We start from the raw sequence: 15666 nt of genomic DNA, 5'->3' as shown, positions 1-15666 counted from the left end.
TAATGCACATATCCGTAATTATCGGGGAAGCGCAGGGATTGATCATTGCTTAGGCACCAATGCAAGAGGCGATAGCGCGTCGTAACAGACCGCGTGCTTAAGCATTCCAGAACTTATCTCTGAATTCACGACAAAAAGCAACCATAATCGACATATTTCTACATTTAAGGTGAATCCACCACCTATTTACGCTTGATAATTTCCTGTGGCAACAAAACATGGCTAAAACCAGGATAGATTTCTACAAAAATCGGATTAGCAAGCGTCTGCTTGCCGCCAAAAACCAACCGCCATTGATTATCTTCGATAAAGGCCAAAATCTTATAATCCACAGCCGTTTTTGGCGTTTCTATATGGGCTGAAACCAAAGCGTAAGGCGTACCCGTTTCCGTCTGTTCATAAGTGATATGAATGGGATCTAAATAAAATGGACCAAAATTTGCTAATTGCTTCCTTAGCTCTTGCTGGAATGTTTTTTCTAAAACCTCAGGCGTTGTCTGAAGCCGCCTTGCGATTTCTTGATAAAGACGAACAGGAATAACCTGAGCAATTCTCTCTATGTCATTCTCTTGGCTGGCTTTATTCAAAGCTACAACTAAAGCGGTTAATTGCGTCTTTTGGTTCGTGGTGAGCGCTGCAGCCCAAGCAGTCGAAAAAGAAACAGATAAAATCACGAACCCCAGAAACAAACGTCTAAACATGGTAGCCCTCCTAGATCACAAAGTCGAATAACACTTGATCATTAGTAATATCGCGATAAGCCCACCCCATGGTTTGAAACTTTTCTTCCAAAAGCACAAAATTCTTCTGATCCTTTGTCTCAATAGCAATAAGAACTGAACCAAAATTGCGCGCTGATTTTTTTAAATATTCAAAACGGGCAATATCATCATCGGGCCCTAACTGCTCTAAAAAACCACGCAAAGCACCAGGGCGTTGTGGAAAGCGAAAAATGAAATATTTCTTCAAACCCTGAAAGCGTAAAGCGCGCTCTTTCACATCAGGCAATCGCTCAAAATCAAAGTTCCCGCCCGACACGATGAGCACAATCTTCTTGCCCCTCAAGTCTTGCGGTGAAATACTTTTCAATGCATCAATCGCAAGCCCGCCCGCAGGCTCCAGCACCACACCTTCCACGTTCAGCATTTCCAACATAGTAACGCAAAGACGATTTTCAGGAACAATCGTAACATCAAAAGGGGAAAAGCCCTTCAGCATCTCAAAATTCAAGGCTCCAACCTCGGCCACCGCCGCCCCGTCAACAAAAGTATCAATAGTATCAAGCTTCAAGCGCCGTCCTTCATTCAAGCAAGCAAAAAGGCTTGCTGCGCCCGCTGGCTCAGCAAAACGGATTTTTGTTGCCCAGCCGAGGCTACGAATAAAATGAGTTACTCCGCTAGCAAGCCCACCACCACCCACGGGGACGATCATCAAATCCGGCTCTCCTTCGCATGCCATAGATTTCCATTGTTCAACGATTTCATGCATCAGCGTCGCTTGCCCTGTGACAATACGCATATTATCAAAAGGCGGCGCCATCACTCCACCACCTTTTACCACAAAAGCTTGCGCTGCTTCATAGCATTGGTCAAACGTATCGCCCACCAAACGAATTTCAATAAATGGCCCTCCAAATGCTTTGGTTTTATCAATCTTTTGTTGTGGGGTCGTCACAGGCATGAAAATAACCCCACGACGCTGAAAATAGTTACAAATAAAAGCTAACCCTTGAGCATGATTTCCTGCCGAAGCACAAACAAAAGCTGCATTCTCCGCTATTTCATCAAGCATTTGCGAAATAAAATTAAATGCCCCGCGGATTTTATAAGACCGCACAGGCGTGAGATCTTCTCTTTTAAGAAAAATATCTGCTTGATATTTTTGACTCAAAAAGTCATTGCGTTGTAAAGGCGTTGGAGAAAAAAGAACCTGCAAAGCTTTCGCCGCTTTTTCAACATCCTCAATAAATTCACTCATCATCGCGTCCTCAAAGCCTTAAAATCGCTTCCCCCCCTGTTGTAGCGATAAAAATAAGCTTTGTCACCCACTTCACTTTTGTATAAAAGTCTAGCCCTTATTCTCGAACTATACTATAATAATGCAGAAGCATATCAAAAGCGCCCGCCTAGCCCAAACCTAATAGGGGAAACGGCCATGCCAACAGCAACGCATAATGCCTACTTGGTTCGCCTCATATATATAGTCCTTATGGGGTTCGGCTTTCCCATTATGCGCTATATGAGTACCCATTTCGATCCGCTCAATAATAATGCTGTCAGCTTTATTAGCAGCGGTCTATGCTTATGCGTTGTATGTACGATAAAATTCAAAACTACGCTTAAAAAATTATTTGCAAATTACAAGCTTATATTCGCCCTTTTGATTTTATCGATCTTCATGACTGGCAATCTCTTTTTCTTTGTGAGTGGTCTCAAACATACATCGGCTGTCTCCGGTAGTGTTTTCGGTATTCTTGCCATGCCCATAGGTAGCCTAATCGCAGCAATCTTTTATAAAGACGAACGCCGCGTTGTTAGTAATCGCTTTTTTATCTTTGGTGCCATCATCGCCATTATCGGCTCTTTTGTTTTCATGGCAGGCGGTCATACAGAAAAGACAAATATAGTCCAAAGCCTCGTCTTTGGTGGCTGGATTGGCTATATTTTTCTAACCTTATCCCTTCTCATCCAAACTATACAAAACCTCATTGTCAAAAAGCTTTCTACCTACCTCCCTACCATCGTCGTTACCACCGCTGCAGCCACTCTGGCTGGCTTCATCTTTCTAGGCTTAAGCATAACAACAGGTGTAATACATGAACTGACTCATGTCTCTACAAATCTACTTATCGGCTTGGCTCTTGCAGGAATTTATAGCGTTTTCGTCTCTATTTTAATTGCATTTTACATCATGGCCAGCCAGAGCGTGATCATTTTCTATACAACCCAATTATTGGTTCCCCTTTCTACCGCAATCATTGGATATCTTACTCTCGGTGAAACCCTTTCTACCCTACAAATCCTCGGTGCCTCTATCGTCATCCTCGGCTGTACCCTCGCGCTAAAACAGAGCAAAACCATACCAACCACTACCGCCTAAAATTACAAAGAGCGGAACTTTACCTCCCCTAGCCAATGGCTCGCCAAACATAGCGATTTTAATTTTGTTGGGGGGTTGATTGATAGAATAATTTATCCTATGAAGTGGGGGTCGCGGACGTGATGAAACTGGTATACATAACAGGCTTAAAACTTGTCGGCCTTCGGCCATGCGGGTTCGAGTCCCGCCGTCCGCACCACCACTCTACTAGGTAAGCGTAAAAACTGATTTACAGGTATTACTAAAACGCAAAAGCTGGCCGCCCATATTTTTGGCAAAAAGCCAATAAATGTGATGAAAATCATCCCAGCTCTTGATCTTAAAATAAAATCCCCCCATTATAATATTGGTTGTAAGCGCCAAAAGCGCCTTAAATTAAAAGAATCTTAACCGAAGGATATTTTCCTATAATGCCCGATCAGAATTCTGAAGAGCCTTCTTGTAGTCCCAAATTGTATGGTTCTCAATATAGGTTTTTTTCTTCTCATCCAAGACAGACGCCGCCGCCCATTACCCTATATCGTCTCATAGTAACTCCTTTTCATTCTTTGGCGAGGGCTTATAGCGTTAAAAAAACATGTCACCACTTAATGCTTATATCCTCATTGAGGCTTTCTCATGTTTGAATGGCTCGCCGACCCGCACGCCTGGCTCGGCCTTGTTACTTTAGTCTTTTTAGAGATTATCTTAGGCATTGATAATCTAGTTTTCATCGCGATCCTATCCGCCAAGCTCCCGCCTGCCTTACGGGAAAAGGCACGCCTCACAGGACTCAGCTTTGCACTGCTTATGCGGCTTGGGCTCTTAATGATCATTGGCTGGGCGATAACTCTTGATAAAGCGCTTTTTTCTCTTGGTCAGCTTGATTTTAGCTATCACAGTATCATCCTCTTGGTGGGAGGCGCCTTTCTTTTAGCAAAAGGAACGCTAGAATTACATGAGCGCCTAGAGGGAGTAGAACCCAATAGGGAGAGCATAGGAGGCTATGCTATCTTCTGGCAGGTAATTGTTCAAATTGTTGTATTAGATGCCGTCTTCTCACTTGATAGCATCATCACGGCCACAGGTATCATCCCCAAAGATCAAACGGCTATTATGTATATCGCCGTTATCATTGCTATGGTGGTCATGATGTGGGGTTCGGGGCCCCTTATGCGCTTTGTCAATCGCCATCCCACCGTTGTTATCCTTTGCCTTGGATTTTTAATGATGATCGGCTTCAGCCTAATTGTCGAAGGCTTTGGCTTCCACATCCCCAAAGGATACCTCTATGCAGCCATTGGCTTTTCTATCCTTATTGAAGCCTTTAACCAAATCGGCCGCCATAATCGTGAAAAACGTATCACTACCCATGACCTACGCGAGCATACCGCTAGCGCTGTTTTGCGGCTTTTAGGTGGTGGCAAAAAACAAGGTAACCTTCGAGAAACAGTCGATGTCATCGCCGAACAAGCGGCCGCCAGTGAAGTTTTCCACCCAGAAGAAAAACAAATGATTCGTAGCGTTCTTGATCTTGCTGATCGTCCCGTCCGCTCCATTATGTCACCACGTAATGAAATCGAATGGCTTGACTTGGAAACAGAAGAAACAGAAATGTGCAAAGAAATCCAAAACTTCAAACATAGCCGTATCATCTTAGCACGTGAGAAAATTGATGAGTTTGTTGGTGTGGCTTCTGTAAAGGATCTTTTACTCAACTTAGCGTCAAACAAAACCATCAATTGGCAAAAAGCTATGCGTCAGCCTTTAGTCATTCATGAAAATACTGGCGTTTTACAATTGATGGAAAAATTACGCCATTCTCCCATCCAAATGGCCATAATTGTTGACGAACATGGTTCTTTTGAAGGAGTTGCGACCCCAAATGATATCCTAGAAGCCATCGCTGGCGACTTCCCAGATGAAAATGAAGAGCCTGTAGTGCTTGAGCACTTGGAAAATGGGGGTCTCTTAGTAGAAGGCTATGCCGATATTCGCCGCCTGAGCGGCCACCTAGATCGCAACCTTGTCGATGAACTCGACCGCTACACCACCCTTGCGGGCTATATGCTATGGCATTTTGGACATCTCCCCACGGAGGGTGAAAGTTTTGAAGCTGAAGGCCTTAATTTTAAGGTTGCAGAAATGGAACGTCGCAATATTGGAAAAGTACTCATCTCCCCCATTTCCAACAAAAAAAATATATTAGATTAAAACTATAGGATCCTATGATAAAATCTATCAGCCTCGCGCGCGATCAAGAAAGCCTCCACCTTGCCTCGCAAGCGGGGGCCTCTACCGTTCTCTTTATAAGTGACGATAAAACGATACCCCTGCCAAAAGTTGAACCCGTCACCAGCGCCTCCACCATAGATTGCAACTCCCTTCCAAACAAAAACCTGCCTACACAAAAATGGCTTGCCCAAAGCCTAGCTGCCTATGAAGAAACATACGACCCCCAAGGATGGGACGAACTCGCTTGGCTGTTAACAACTGAGAATCCAGCTGCGCTCACCTTCCCCTCAAATCGTGCCATCGCTCTCATTCGTCCCGCTCACCTAAAAGCAGTAGAAAGCTTTGCCCAGCACAATTTTCGCATCCTTTTGCTTTACCACACTGTATCGGATCCTGCTTTATTTACGCATATCTCTCCTCTTGACCTTCACGAATTCTTCCGCGCCTGTCGCGCTCATCACTTACAAGCAGGTCTTATAGGACATTTTGAACCTCCAGACATTCCACGTATTTTGCTTTTTCAGCCAAATTTTTTAGGATTTTGGCCTCCAAACGATATGCTCACAACGCTCGTAACACAACACACAGACCCGCCCAGTACCATAACTGCTACTGATCGACTTATTGTAGAAGATTTTATTTTACCTATGGAAATAGGCGCCTATCAGAGTGAACATGGTAAAAAACAAAGGGTACGTTTTAATGTAGTAGTAGATATCGTACGCCCTACCACCCCTCCAAAGGATATGCACCACGTCTTCTCGTATGATATCATATTAGACGTCATCCGGACTCTTGCTAGCCAAGGGCATATTGTATTAGTCGAAGACTTAGCCGAACGTATTGCAGGCTTCCTTTTAACCTATCCACAAATCCAACAGACTCTTATAAGGGTAGAAAAACTTGATCTTGGCCCCGGTGCGGTAGGCATAGAAATTCGTCGGCGTCGATTTAATCAAAGCGCGATCCAGCCGCCGCACTAAGATTCAACTTTTGCACCTAGCTTGGGATATTGGCCTTCCAGCTGGCTACTCTTCTGGCCTGCTTTCCTAACACTAATCCGCCGATGCGCGTGAGTGGCGCGCCCTATATTGGTTAATTTCAAATAATGCTACAAAAAATAGAGAAATAACCAAAGGAATAATGAGATATAAAAGCCGAAAAATGATCAAAGCTACAATCACATCTGCGCGGTTCATATAGGGAAGACCCGCCATAAATAAAGCTTCCAAAACGCCCACCCCCCCAGCAGGCGCATTAGATAAAAGCGTTGCAGTAAAAGAGGCTAAAAACACTCCTAATATGGTGAGGAATCCTGGGTTGCCGACCACAGGCAAAACTGCATAAATAATGCCCGCAGCTCCCAAAATCTCTAAAGGTCCCACCACCAATTGTTGAGCCACAATCCGCAAATTCGGATAGGAGATCTGAAATTTTTTACCAATACGTAAAGGCCGTAATTGCAGCCAACTGCCAAATATATAAAGAGCGACAAAAGCCAGCATTAAAACGCCTAGAACCAGACTCACCCATTCGGGAATGTCTGCATGCACTAACCTAATCAAATTAGGGCGAGCAACCAAAACAATACCAGAAAGAAGAATAGTTCCAATCACAAAGGTAAAAGAACAGAATCCCACTAAAACCGCTACTTCTTGGCCAGTTAGTCCCTTCTTACTATAAGCACGATAACGTACCACTGCGCCTGAAAAAACCGAAGCGCCAATGTTATGAGAGAGCGCGTAGGTTGTAAAAGAGCACACAGCAATAAAAATCCAAGAAATTTTATGTCCTAGGTGTTGTAAAGCAATTCGATCATATCCTGCTAAGGCGGCATAAGCGAGGGCTGCAAAGAAACACGCCAAAAGCCAATGGTGGGCATCCAAAGCTTGCATGCGCTCCAACACATCAGAAAAAGAAATCGCAGCAAGCTTAATATATAGAATGCGAATCGATATCAGCATTGCGATAATACCGATAAGAGGCCATATAAGTTTTTTGATCTTCACGCCCGATTACTCGCTTTTTCTCTGCTCAGTCGCAGTGCCGTCCTCGAAGTCTCCATTAGCTTCAGCTGGCACCGCAAGCTCCGTGGACACCACTTCCGCCTCGCGCCTCTCCTCCTTTGTTTGCTCGTCTTGCATTGATAGAATATTTTCTACTTCTTCTTTGGAAAAAAGGCTCAGATCTTCCTTAGAAATAGGCCTTAAACCAGCAAGATATTCTATCATACCATTGGCAATCTCGTCGGCATCTGTTACCACGATATCCGCTCCCAAATCAATCAAATAAGCGGTTTCAGCATCGGCCAAAGCATGCGCAATAATTTTAAGATTGCTTTTCAAATGCCGTGCCTGAGCTACCACTTGCCCCGCTTCAATAATACTACGCATGGCGATTACCACTTGATGAGCCTTGTGCACATTTGCCGCTTCCATCACATCTTGATTGATCGCATTACCACGAATGACCTCAAGCCCATCACCTTCAGCCTGATCAGCGAAACGGCTTGCTTCTTCAATCACAACCAATGGCTCACCTTTTTGTTGCAAAGCCCGCGCTACCTTTTTACCAATACGCCCATAACCTATCAGAATTGTATGATCTATTTGCAAACTCCGTGCCTTTTCATCAGAGACAGAAGGCATAATATCAATCGTATCCTGCCCCCCAAGGGGTGGATACGCGGAACGTTCAAAATATTGATGCAAAGCGTCCGCCACCACAAATACTATAGGATTTAACAAAATTGAAAGAATAGCCCCACCAACGATCAAATCACGTGCCTCAGCACCTAATAAACCAAGACTACTACCTATCCCTACCAAAATAAACGAAAACTCTCCAATTTGCGCAAGGCTCGCCGAAATAGTCAACGCAGTGCTATTAGGATAGCGGAAGGCTCTGACAATCAAATAAGCCGCCGCCGACTTTCCAATAATAATGATAAATAAAGTGGCCAATAAAAGAAAGAAATTGTCAAACAGCTTGATAGGATCAAATAACATCCCCACCGACACAAAAAACAAAACGGCAAAAGCATCGCGCAAGGGAAGAGACTCTTCTGCAGCGCGATGACTTAATTCCGATTCACTCATAATCATACCAGCAAAAAATGCACCCAAAGCCAAAGATACATCAAAAAGCTGAGCTGCTCCAAAAGCCACGCCCAAGGCGATAGCTAAAACCCCGAGCCGAAAAAGCTCTCGCGACCCTGATTGAGCGGTGATCTTCAATAGCCAAGGAATAACCCGCCGCCCCACTACCAGCATAAGGAGGCAAAAAAGAACGATTTTAAAAATCGTAAGCCCAATAACGCCCCACAAGCCTAGCTGCAACCAATTAACGATAGGATCGGTAGAAAATGCACCGGCGAGGGCTGGTACCAAAACTAGAACCAAAACCATAGCCAAATCTTCAACAATCAACCAACCCACCGCGATACGGCCGCGGCCTGTTTCAAGCAGGCGACGCTCTTGCATAGAACGCAATAAAACCACTGTACTCGCCGTAGATAAAGCAAGGCCAAACACTAGCGCGGCACCTATATCCCAGCCTGCCAACCACCCAAGCCCAGCACCTAATAGAGTAGCAAAAACCATCTGGCCTAACGCGCCAGGCACGGCAATGGCTTTAACTGATAAAAGATCTTTGAGAGAGAAGTGTAACCCTACCCCAAACATAAGCAAAATTACCCCAATCTCGGCTAATTGGTTCGTTAACGCCGGATCTGCATTAAAACCACCAGTATGGGGGCCAACAATAACACCAGCCAAAAGATAACCAACAAGAGGAGAAATACGAAGCCGATTGGCAATAATGCCAAATAAAAATGCCAAACATAAACCCACAACAATTGTCGTGATCAGGGGTGCATCGTGGGTCATGGCTAGCCTCGTATGTATCAGTGCATCGCTTTGATTTCTTTAAAAATCATCGTATTAAAGCAACTCTGCTCTATAAATCAGTTATCGCTCTATCTCAGCAACTATAGGATGAAGGCTTCTTGCCTTTAAGGCAAGGGTGTAGAGACATTTTTTTCACCGATAGCGCTTGCGTGCCCTTTATTATGTTTTTGCCACCAATCACCTAAGAAAAGCAGGATTGGTGCAGCTATAAATATCGACGATGAGGTAGCAATCACAATCCCCACCACCATAGGAACAGCAAAATTATGCACCGCACTCCCGCCCCATAATGCCATGGGCAACATTGCTAAAAGGGTTGTTACAGAAGTAAAAAGACAGCGCACTAAAACCTGATTAATTGATAAGTCAATCAATTCACGCAGCGGCATCTTTTTGTAAAGACGCATATTTTCCCGCATTCGATCATAGACTACCACTTTATCATTCACAGAATAACCAACAATCGTTAGAAGAGCGGCAATAGCGGTTAGGTTAAAATCAAGCTGAAATAGCGCAAAGAAACCCACCATCTTTGTAGTATCAAGAATCAAAGTCACAATAGCGCCTACCGCAAAAAACCATTCAAAGCGCCACCAAATGTAAATCGCCATAGCAAGGGCGGAAAGGATCACCGCGGTAAAACCCGCTTTAGCAAGCTCGCCCGAAACTTTAGGTCCCACGACTTGCGTTTGAGCAAAGGTTGCATCAGAGTTAAGAGAAGACACCGCAGTTTTCACTTTTTCCATAGCGATAGTCTGAGCCGCCTCGCCACCAGGCTGTTGCTGAACACGGATCATTACAGAATTCTGATCATCAACGTTTTGCAATGTTACCTCGCCTATCCCAAGACTAGCAAGCTTAGCACGCAATTGCGCCATATTTGCGGGCGCCTTCATATTTACCTCGACTTGGCTACCCCCGATAAAGTCAATACCAAAATTAAGTCCCGGCTTAAAAAACAATACAAGCGAAGCAATAGATAAGATCAATGAAAATCCAATGCCTAAAAAGCGCGCATTCATAAAGCGAAAATTAGTGTTTTGCGGCAAAAAATGCAAAAATGGTTGAATTTTCAAATTCTTAATTTTCCAGCGCCGAACCACCCAGACCATAATGATGCGCACAATCGTCACATCGGTAAACATCGAGATTACAATTCCCAACGCCATAGTTACTGCAAAGCCCCGTACTGGCCCCGTTCCAAAATAATAAAGTAAAATAGTAGCGATAATTGCCGTGACGTTCGCATCAATAATTGTAGCAAAGGCCTGTTTGAAACCGCGGTCAATCGCAGCTAATGCCCCCATTCCTTTGCGGCTTTCTTCACGGATCCGTTCATTGATCAAAATATTGGCATCCACCGCAATCCCAATCCCCAAGATAATCCCAGCAATCCCCGGCAAGGTTAAGGTTGCGCCTAATAAACTCAAAGCAGCAAAGGTCAAAATCATATGCAAAGCTAAAGCTAAATCGGCGATAATCCCCCATAGGCCGTAAAGGAAGAAAATAAATAAAGCAACTAAAACAAACCCAGCAACTCCCGTATAGAGCCCCATTTTAATCGCATCTGCTCCCAGATCAGGGCCAACACTGCGCTCTTCAATTACAGTAAGCGGAGCAGGTAAAGCACCAGCCCGTAACAACGCGGCAAGCGTTGATGCTTCTTTGGTATCAAAGCGCCCAGTAATCTGCCCCTGACCATTAGGGATCACCCCTTGGATGACGGGCGCTGTCAAAACTTTATTGTCCAAAACAATTGCAAAAGGCCGCCCAATATTAGTACGCGTAATTTCTGCAAAAGCTTTCGCCCCGATTGAATTCAATTTAAATGATATAATCGGCTGGCCAGGTACTTGTGGATTAAATTCTTGGCGGGCATCAGTTAACACATCGCCATCAAGCTCCACTTGATCATAAATTGCAAAACGTTGAGTAGGGTCGGTATATCCAGGCACAATAGATACGCCCGCCGGTGGATTATTCATATCCACATTGGTAGGCACCAAATGGAAAGTCATCTTAGCAGTTGTCCCCAATAAGGCTCGCAATTGTTTAGGATCTTCGAGTCCTGGCAGGTCTACGGAAATGCGATCAACACCCACTTTTTGGATAGAGGGCTCGGCAATTCCCACTTGGTCAACCCGTCTACGAATTATTTCAATGCTCTGATCCACAGCATTGCTCACATAATAAAGCAAGCCTGCTTCCGTTAAAGCTACCCGCACTCCATCCTTCTGTAAACTAACCTCAATATTATTACTTGGCGCAAGATTGTGAACTACGCGGGTTGCTAAGCTTCCTAAAAGCCCCAGCGCATTTTCACGCTGAGCCGCATCGGGAATAGAAGCCATCACTGCATCGCCTACCATCCGCACGCTAGTGGTAGCAATTCTTTCTTGACGCAATTTTGCCCGTACATTATCCAACAGCATCCGCAATTGATCACGTTTTAAAGCTTTACTATCTACCTCCAAAACAAGAGAAGACCCCCCCTGCAAATCAAGCCCAAGCGTGACATGGGTATTAGGTAAAAAACGAAACTCATTCGCTAATTGTTCCTTTGAGAAAAGATTAGGCAAAGCAATATAAATCCCTGCCAAAAGAATCAAAAAGTATAAAAAAGTTAAACCGCGAGATGTACGCATCAGATATTCCAAAAAAAACCACACCTTTATCTAAAAAAGGTGCTCCATCACTAAGGGCTGAAATTAGAAGCTATCAGAAAAAACAGGTGGTCCACGCAGTCGAGGCTGGCTAATACAAAGCCTTTGAAAAGATGACAAACAAATAGAAAAACACAAGGCACCCAGGACATATACCCAAATATAAAGAGTCGTAGCCCCTATCATTAAGAAGGGGAGAAACAAAAAGACCTTGGAACCTTTTCCAAAAAAAACATAAGCGCCCCGCCACGCACTTTCCCATAGATTCGTAAATAAAGAAATTCGTACGTGCTGACGCTGGAAAACGGCGCTGCCTTGATGAAGGACACTTGTGCTTTCCTGGACGTTGCCGGTGTGTGTGTACGCGTGGGAAGGCCATCTTGCTCTAACCACTTCAAAAATTGCCATAGAACCATATGAGTGTCCGTTCTCATCATCATGAACGGCGCTCATACTTTGTCCACCAAGCTCCCCGCTGATCTCACTTGAAAAAGTGCTAAAGAAAAATGTAAAGCTCGCAACAAAAAGTAACACCCAACTCAAAAGTGCCGCTCCTTTTTTATGTTCTCGTCGCGAAGCATTCATAATACCCTAGTCTCCTGCCCATTACATCCTTCACTCTTAGCAGGATCAGCAGAATATGGCAATTCCAATAAGGTTTATATTAAAGCCTACAAAGTAAACAATATAAATAATTCCTTATAAAAATTTAAATTAAACATAAGCGTGAAATTGAAAGCTTTTCTGTATTTTTATTGGTTATTATTTATAGATGTAGGCCGTGCCAAAACTATAATATCGTCCCCTCGCCAGTCGATGAACCCTTGCGCCGCAAATGCCTGTAACCAGCCTTCCATAGGCCAACGTTGCCACCGACGAAAAAAAGTTTGTGCGTTAGCAATAATCGCATCAAAATGATTAAATGGGGGGTCATAAGTAGGGTGATATTGGTGAAAAACATAACATTCGCTGGTCAAATAATGATCGACTCCTTGATCGGCGGCTTGGTAGCCAAAATCCGTATCCTCCCCACCATAGCCTTGATACGCTTCGCAAAACCCCCCAATATTAGCAAAAGTCTTCCGATAAAGCCCAAAAGCAAGCGACCAAAATAAACCAGGATTTGTTTCCAAACGCAAACCCTGCCTCGGAAAGGAACGCGCTTCATGGGGTGTACCAGACGCTAACAAATCTGCCTCAGACCAAACGTGCAAAGTTTGCCGCTCTGGTAGGTAGTAAACCATAGGGCTGATGATAACCCCCTCATTGCTAATCAGCCGCTCCATTGTTACAATAAAATGTTCGCAGGCAATACAATCCACATCTAAAAATAATAATTTTTCTGCTCCGGCCTGGGCAGCAGCCAAGTTGCGTGCCGCACTTAAAGGCAAGCCTTGACTTGCGAATGGCACAATATTTATAGGAAAGGAAGCTTGGGCTAAAATCCCATCCGCAAAGTCTCTCTCCTCACAGGGATCACTCATTTCGACAATAATCAGTTCATAAGGCTTTTCAGAATTACGTTCTAACCCTATAATAAGGTTGTTTAAGTGATCATGCCTATTTTTATTTAAGGTCAGGACACTAATAGACATAGGCTACCCCCTGCTTCGTCCAACCAGTAGCAACGCTGCGATGATGGGCAAGATAAAGCAAATAATCCGCAGCTTCATGAGCAGCGCGATCATCATAAAAACAAGAAAGCACATTGCCCAATTGCAAAGCGCGTGACACCACATGACGCCAAACCTGCGGCCATACTTCGCAGACGACAGCAGCTCCGCGTGCGGCTAATTGGCGAGCCTTGTCAAGCTGCTCTTCATAAGGGCGCCTCTGTGGTAAAGCAATAAAGGGTTTTCCTAAAGCACAAACATCAGATAAAAGTCCATCACCACATGGGCCAGCAACCACTTGTGCACGAGCCATGTAAGCAGTGGGGTCATTCACCCAGCCATGAAAAGTCAAATTATTCGGCCCGCCCCTTTGAGGATGCACGGGACCTAAAACATCAATTTGCCAATCATCTAGTTGCTTGGCAAGCTCTAACCATTGAGTTGGCGCTATAGTATGGCCGCCCCGACCCACTACAAAAACCAAATTTTTCTCTTGGCATTTTTGAGGTGGTGGAGCTTTACTTAGCCCTGCAAAATACTTTGTCTTTGCCCGCACCCAATGTGGAGTCTGAGGGCTATCAAGCGCAACATGAAACGGACAAAACAATGCTTCTGCAGCTTTAAAAATATAATGATGAGCTTTATCATCCCGCCGCCCAGACAAGCGAGTATAAACAAAAGGTGTTGCGCATAATTGCGCCAAAACCGCTATCTCCACCGAGACATCAACCAAAAGCAAAAGAGGTTTTGTGGCTTCAATCCAGCTCACAATCAATTGGTTTCTTTTTCGTACGGCTTCGTGATAAACTGGCGCATAATGAAGGGCTGGATGAAGCGACGTGGGCATTTGCGCGGGGCCATGGCTTGGTCCATCATCGGGCAGATCCACGCAAGCAATCGTACCCGTACGCCCCCGCAGACCACTACCCAAAAGCGTGAAACAATCAGGGGCTTGATGCGCAATGGCTAGAGCTCTTTGCAGATGCCCATCGCCGTGATGATGCACATAAATGCCAATCGAATTCGCCATCTGTTTCCCCTTATACCCTTTCATTTCCAAAAGAAGACTTAATTTTACGCTCAGCAAAGGTTGATGAAGCAAAAACCAAACGCCGATAAAGCGCTTCATAATGATCAAGCATGACTTGCTTATCGGCCACAGCTTCGGCACGCGCGCGGCACGCGGCGCGCGTGCATTTCATAGCCCGCTCTATAGCCTTTTGCAAAGCGATAGCGCTATCGGGTGTAGCCAGTGCTCCACTTTGCTCATCAATCAATTCTGGTAAAGCCCCACGCGAAAAACCTGCTACTGGGACTCCTGCTGCCAAAGATTCTACAACCACTAATCCGTAGGGTTCCTCCCAGCAGGGTGTGCACAAACTCACCGATGCACCCCCAATCAGAGTTGCTAGCTGAGCGTGCTCCACATGGCCTAGATACTCACAAGTATCAGAAAAACGAGTAAATCGAGGAGCAATTTCATGAGCAAAATAAACTTGATCCGACACCGGCCCAGCAATTTTTAAAGGAATACCCGCCAAGTGGGCAGCGTCCAAAGCATAATGTAGCCCCTTTTCAGGAACAATCCGCCCATACCAAATGGCATAGACGGGTGCCTCAGCCTCATTGTGGTAGGCGAATTGCCCAAGATCAATCCCATTCAGTATAATCTCATCAACTTTCATCACCCGCGCCCACAAATGAGCCACGGTTTTAGAAATAGCGACAGTAGTATTATTGTGCCCCTTCTCACACACGAAACCGCTTTCTAGCCAACAAAAGGGCGGCGTGTGCAGCGTTGTCACCATTGGCATCGGCAAAAGATCTGCTAGTGAAACAGGAAGATAGTGCAACGAATTATTGTGAATCAGATCAAAATCACTATAGCGCAACCTTTGCATCAAGCTCAAATAAGCATGATGCTCTTGGAAAAAACTCACATCGCGTGCTTCATCAGTCCCCACCGCCGCAAGAGCAGTAGCCGCGCAAATCGGCTCCACCCCCAAAGAAGCATCGCTTTGATCAGCAGCGAATAAAGTCACCCTATGGCCTCGGGCTCGCAACCCCTCGGCTAGCATATAAGTATGCATCTCAAGCCCTCCAGAAAAAGGCTCGCGAATGGGGTATTTCAAATGGGAGATAATCCCAATATTGAGCGACTTCATCTCA

Annotated in this window: 12 protein-coding genes and 1 tRNA gene; 4 read left to right on the top strand and 9 right to left on the bottom strand. The window is 44.8% G+C overall.

The features are described from left to right. Nucleotides 1-182: 182 nt before the first annotated feature. Both ACK28X_RS00695 and ilvA read right to left on the bottom strand, forming a co-directional pair. Nucleotides 183-701, bottom strand: a complete 519-nt coding sequence (locus tag ACK28X_RS00695; protein ID WP_412057792.1) for a hypothetical protein — start codon at nucleotides 699-701, stop codon at nucleotides 183-185. Between the two features lie 10 nt (nucleotides 702-711). Beyond that, nucleotides 712-1977, bottom strand: a complete 1266-nt coding sequence (ilvA, locus tag ACK28X_RS00690) for a threonine ammonia-lyase IlvA (protein WP_412058251.1) — start codon at nucleotides 1975-1977, stop codon at nucleotides 712-714. Between the two features lie 177 nt (nucleotides 1978-2154). On the opposite strand from ilvA, the gene ACK28X_RS00685 reads away from it, so the two are divergent. The 4 genes from ACK28X_RS00685 to ACK28X_RS00670 all read left to right on the top strand — a co-directional run bounded on the left by ACK28X_RS00685 (nucleotide 2155) and on the right by ACK28X_RS00670 (nucleotide 6296). Beyond that, nucleotides 2155-3099 (top strand): DMT family transporter, encoded by a 945-nt coding sequence (locus tag ACK28X_RS00685; RefSeq protein ID WP_412057791.1) that lies wholly within the window; start codon nucleotides 2155-2157, stop codon nucleotides 3097-3099. A 113-nt stretch (nucleotides 3100-3212) separates the two neighbouring features. Continuing rightward, nucleotides 3213-3298, top strand: a tRNA-Leu gene (locus tag ACK28X_RS00680). Between the two features lie 419 nt (nucleotides 3299-3717). Continuing rightward, on the top strand, nucleotides 3718-5292 hold the full coding sequence (locus ACK28X_RS00675) for a TerC family protein (RefSeq protein WP_412057790.1): 1575 nt from the start codon (nucleotides 3718-3720) through the stop codon (nucleotides 5290-5292). Between the two features lie 14 nt (nucleotides 5293-5306). Continuing rightward, nucleotides 5307-6296, top strand: coding sequence for a dihydroneopterin aldolase (locus ACK28X_RS00670; protein WP_412057789.1), 990 nt, complete (start codon nucleotides 5307-5309; stop codon nucleotides 6294-6296). A 72-nt stretch (nucleotides 6297-6368) separates the two neighbouring features. Here the strand turns inward: ACK28X_RS00670 and ACK28X_RS00665 are convergent, their stop codons facing one another. From ACK28X_RS00665 to ACK28X_RS00635, 7 genes are all read right to left on the bottom strand, one after another. Then, nucleotides 6369-7322 carry a lysylphosphatidylglycerol synthase transmembrane domain-containing protein gene (locus ACK28X_RS00665; protein ID WP_412057788.1) on the bottom strand — a complete coding sequence of 318 codons (954 nt, stop codon included), beginning with the start codon at nucleotides 7320-7322 and terminating at the stop codon, nucleotides 6369-6371. A gap of 6 nt (nucleotides 7323-7328) precedes the next feature. Further along, nucleotides 7329-9200, bottom strand: a complete 1872-nt coding sequence (gene ybaL, locus ACK28X_RS00660; protein ID WP_412057787.1) for a YbaL family putative K(+) efflux transporter — start codon at nucleotides 9198-9200, stop codon at nucleotides 7329-7331. 125 nt (nucleotides 9201-9325) lie between these two features. Continuing rightward, nucleotides 9326-11866: a protein translocase subunit SecD gene (gene secD / locus ACK28X_RS00655; RefSeq protein WP_412057786.1), complete on the bottom strand. Its 2541-nt coding sequence runs from the start codon at nucleotides 11864-11866 to the stop codon at nucleotides 9326-9328. 63 nt (nucleotides 11867-11929) lie between these two features. Beyond that, nucleotides 11930-12469, bottom strand: a complete 540-nt coding sequence (locus ACK28X_RS00650) for a hypothetical protein (protein ID WP_412057785.1) — start codon at nucleotides 12467-12469, stop codon at nucleotides 11930-11932. Nucleotides 12470-12636: 167 nt separating this feature from the next. Continuing rightward, the gene (locus tag ACK28X_RS00645) at nucleotides 12637-13479 is read right to left on the bottom strand and encodes a glycosyltransferase family 2 protein (RefSeq protein ID WP_412057784.1); all 843 of its coding nucleotides are present in this window, start codon (nucleotides 13477-13479) and stop codon (nucleotides 12637-12639) included. Beyond that, the gene (locus ACK28X_RS00640; protein ID WP_412057783.1) at nucleotides 13469-14527 is read right to left on the bottom strand and encodes a hypothetical protein; all 1059 of its coding nucleotides are present in this window, start codon (nucleotides 14525-14527) and stop codon (nucleotides 13469-13471) included. Before ACK28X_RS00640 ends, ACK28X_RS00645 begins: the two co-directional genes overlap by 11 nt. A gap of 10 nt (nucleotides 14528-14537) precedes the next feature. Next, complete coding sequence (locus ACK28X_RS00635) at nucleotides 14538-15662, bottom strand: glycosyltransferase (protein WP_412057782.1); 1125 nt, start codon at nucleotides 15660-15662, stop codon at nucleotides 14538-14540. Nucleotides 15663-15666 lie beyond the last annotated feature (4 nt).

Source organism: Bartonella sp. DGB2 (genome assembly GCF_046843095.1).
Lineage (GTDB): Bacteria > Pseudomonadota > Alphaproteobacteria > Rhizobiales > Rhizobiaceae > Bartonella.
Note: the sequence above shows the minus strand (reverse complement) of the source record. Positions and strands in the feature narration are given on the sequence as shown.

What these genes read in the sequence shown, in the direction of transcription:
- ACK28X_RS00640 (WP_412057783.1), bottom strand. Translation starts at nt 14,527, where the DNA reads ATGGCGAATTCGATTGGCATTTATGTGCATCATCACGGCGATGGGCAT.
- ACK28X_RS00670 (WP_412057789.1), top strand. Translation starts at nt 5,307, where the DNA reads ATGATAAAATCTATCAGCCTCGCGCGCGATCAAGAAAGCCTCCACCTT.
- ACK28X_RS00635 (WP_412057782.1), bottom strand. Translation starts at nt 15,662, where the DNA reads ATGAAGTCGCTCAATATTGGGATTATCTCCCATTTGAAATACCCCATT.
- ACK28X_RS00685 (WP_412057791.1), top strand. Translation starts at nt 2,155, where the DNA reads ATGCCAACAGCAACGCATAATGCCTACTTGGTTCGCCTCATATATATA.
- ACK28X_RS00650 (WP_412057785.1), bottom strand. Translation starts at nt 12,469, where the DNA reads ATGAATGCTTCGCGACGAGAACATAAAAAAGGAGCGGCACTTTTGAGT.
- ybaL (WP_412057787.1), bottom strand. Translation starts at nt 9,200, where the DNA reads ATGACCCACGATGCACCCCTGATCACGACAATTGTTGTGGGTTTATGT.
- ACK28X_RS00695 (WP_412057792.1), bottom strand. Translation starts at nt 701, where the DNA reads ATGTTTAGACGTTTGTTTCTGGGGTTCGTGATTTTATCTGTTTCTTTT.
- ACK28X_RS00675 (WP_412057790.1), top strand. Translation starts at nt 3,718, where the DNA reads ATGTTTGAATGGCTCGCCGACCCGCACGCCTGGCTCGGCCTTGTTACT.
- ACK28X_RS00645 (WP_412057784.1), bottom strand. Translation starts at nt 13,479, where the DNA reads ATGTCTATTAGTGTCCTGACCTTAAATAAAAATAGGCATGATCACTTA.
- ilvA (WP_412058251.1), bottom strand. Translation starts at nt 1,977, where the DNA reads ATGAGTGAATTTATTGAGGATGTTGAAAAAGCGGCGAAAGCTTTGCAG.
- secD (WP_412057786.1), bottom strand. Translation starts at nt 11,866, where the DNA reads ATGCGTACATCTCGCGGTTTAACTTTTTTATACTTTTTGATTCTTTTG.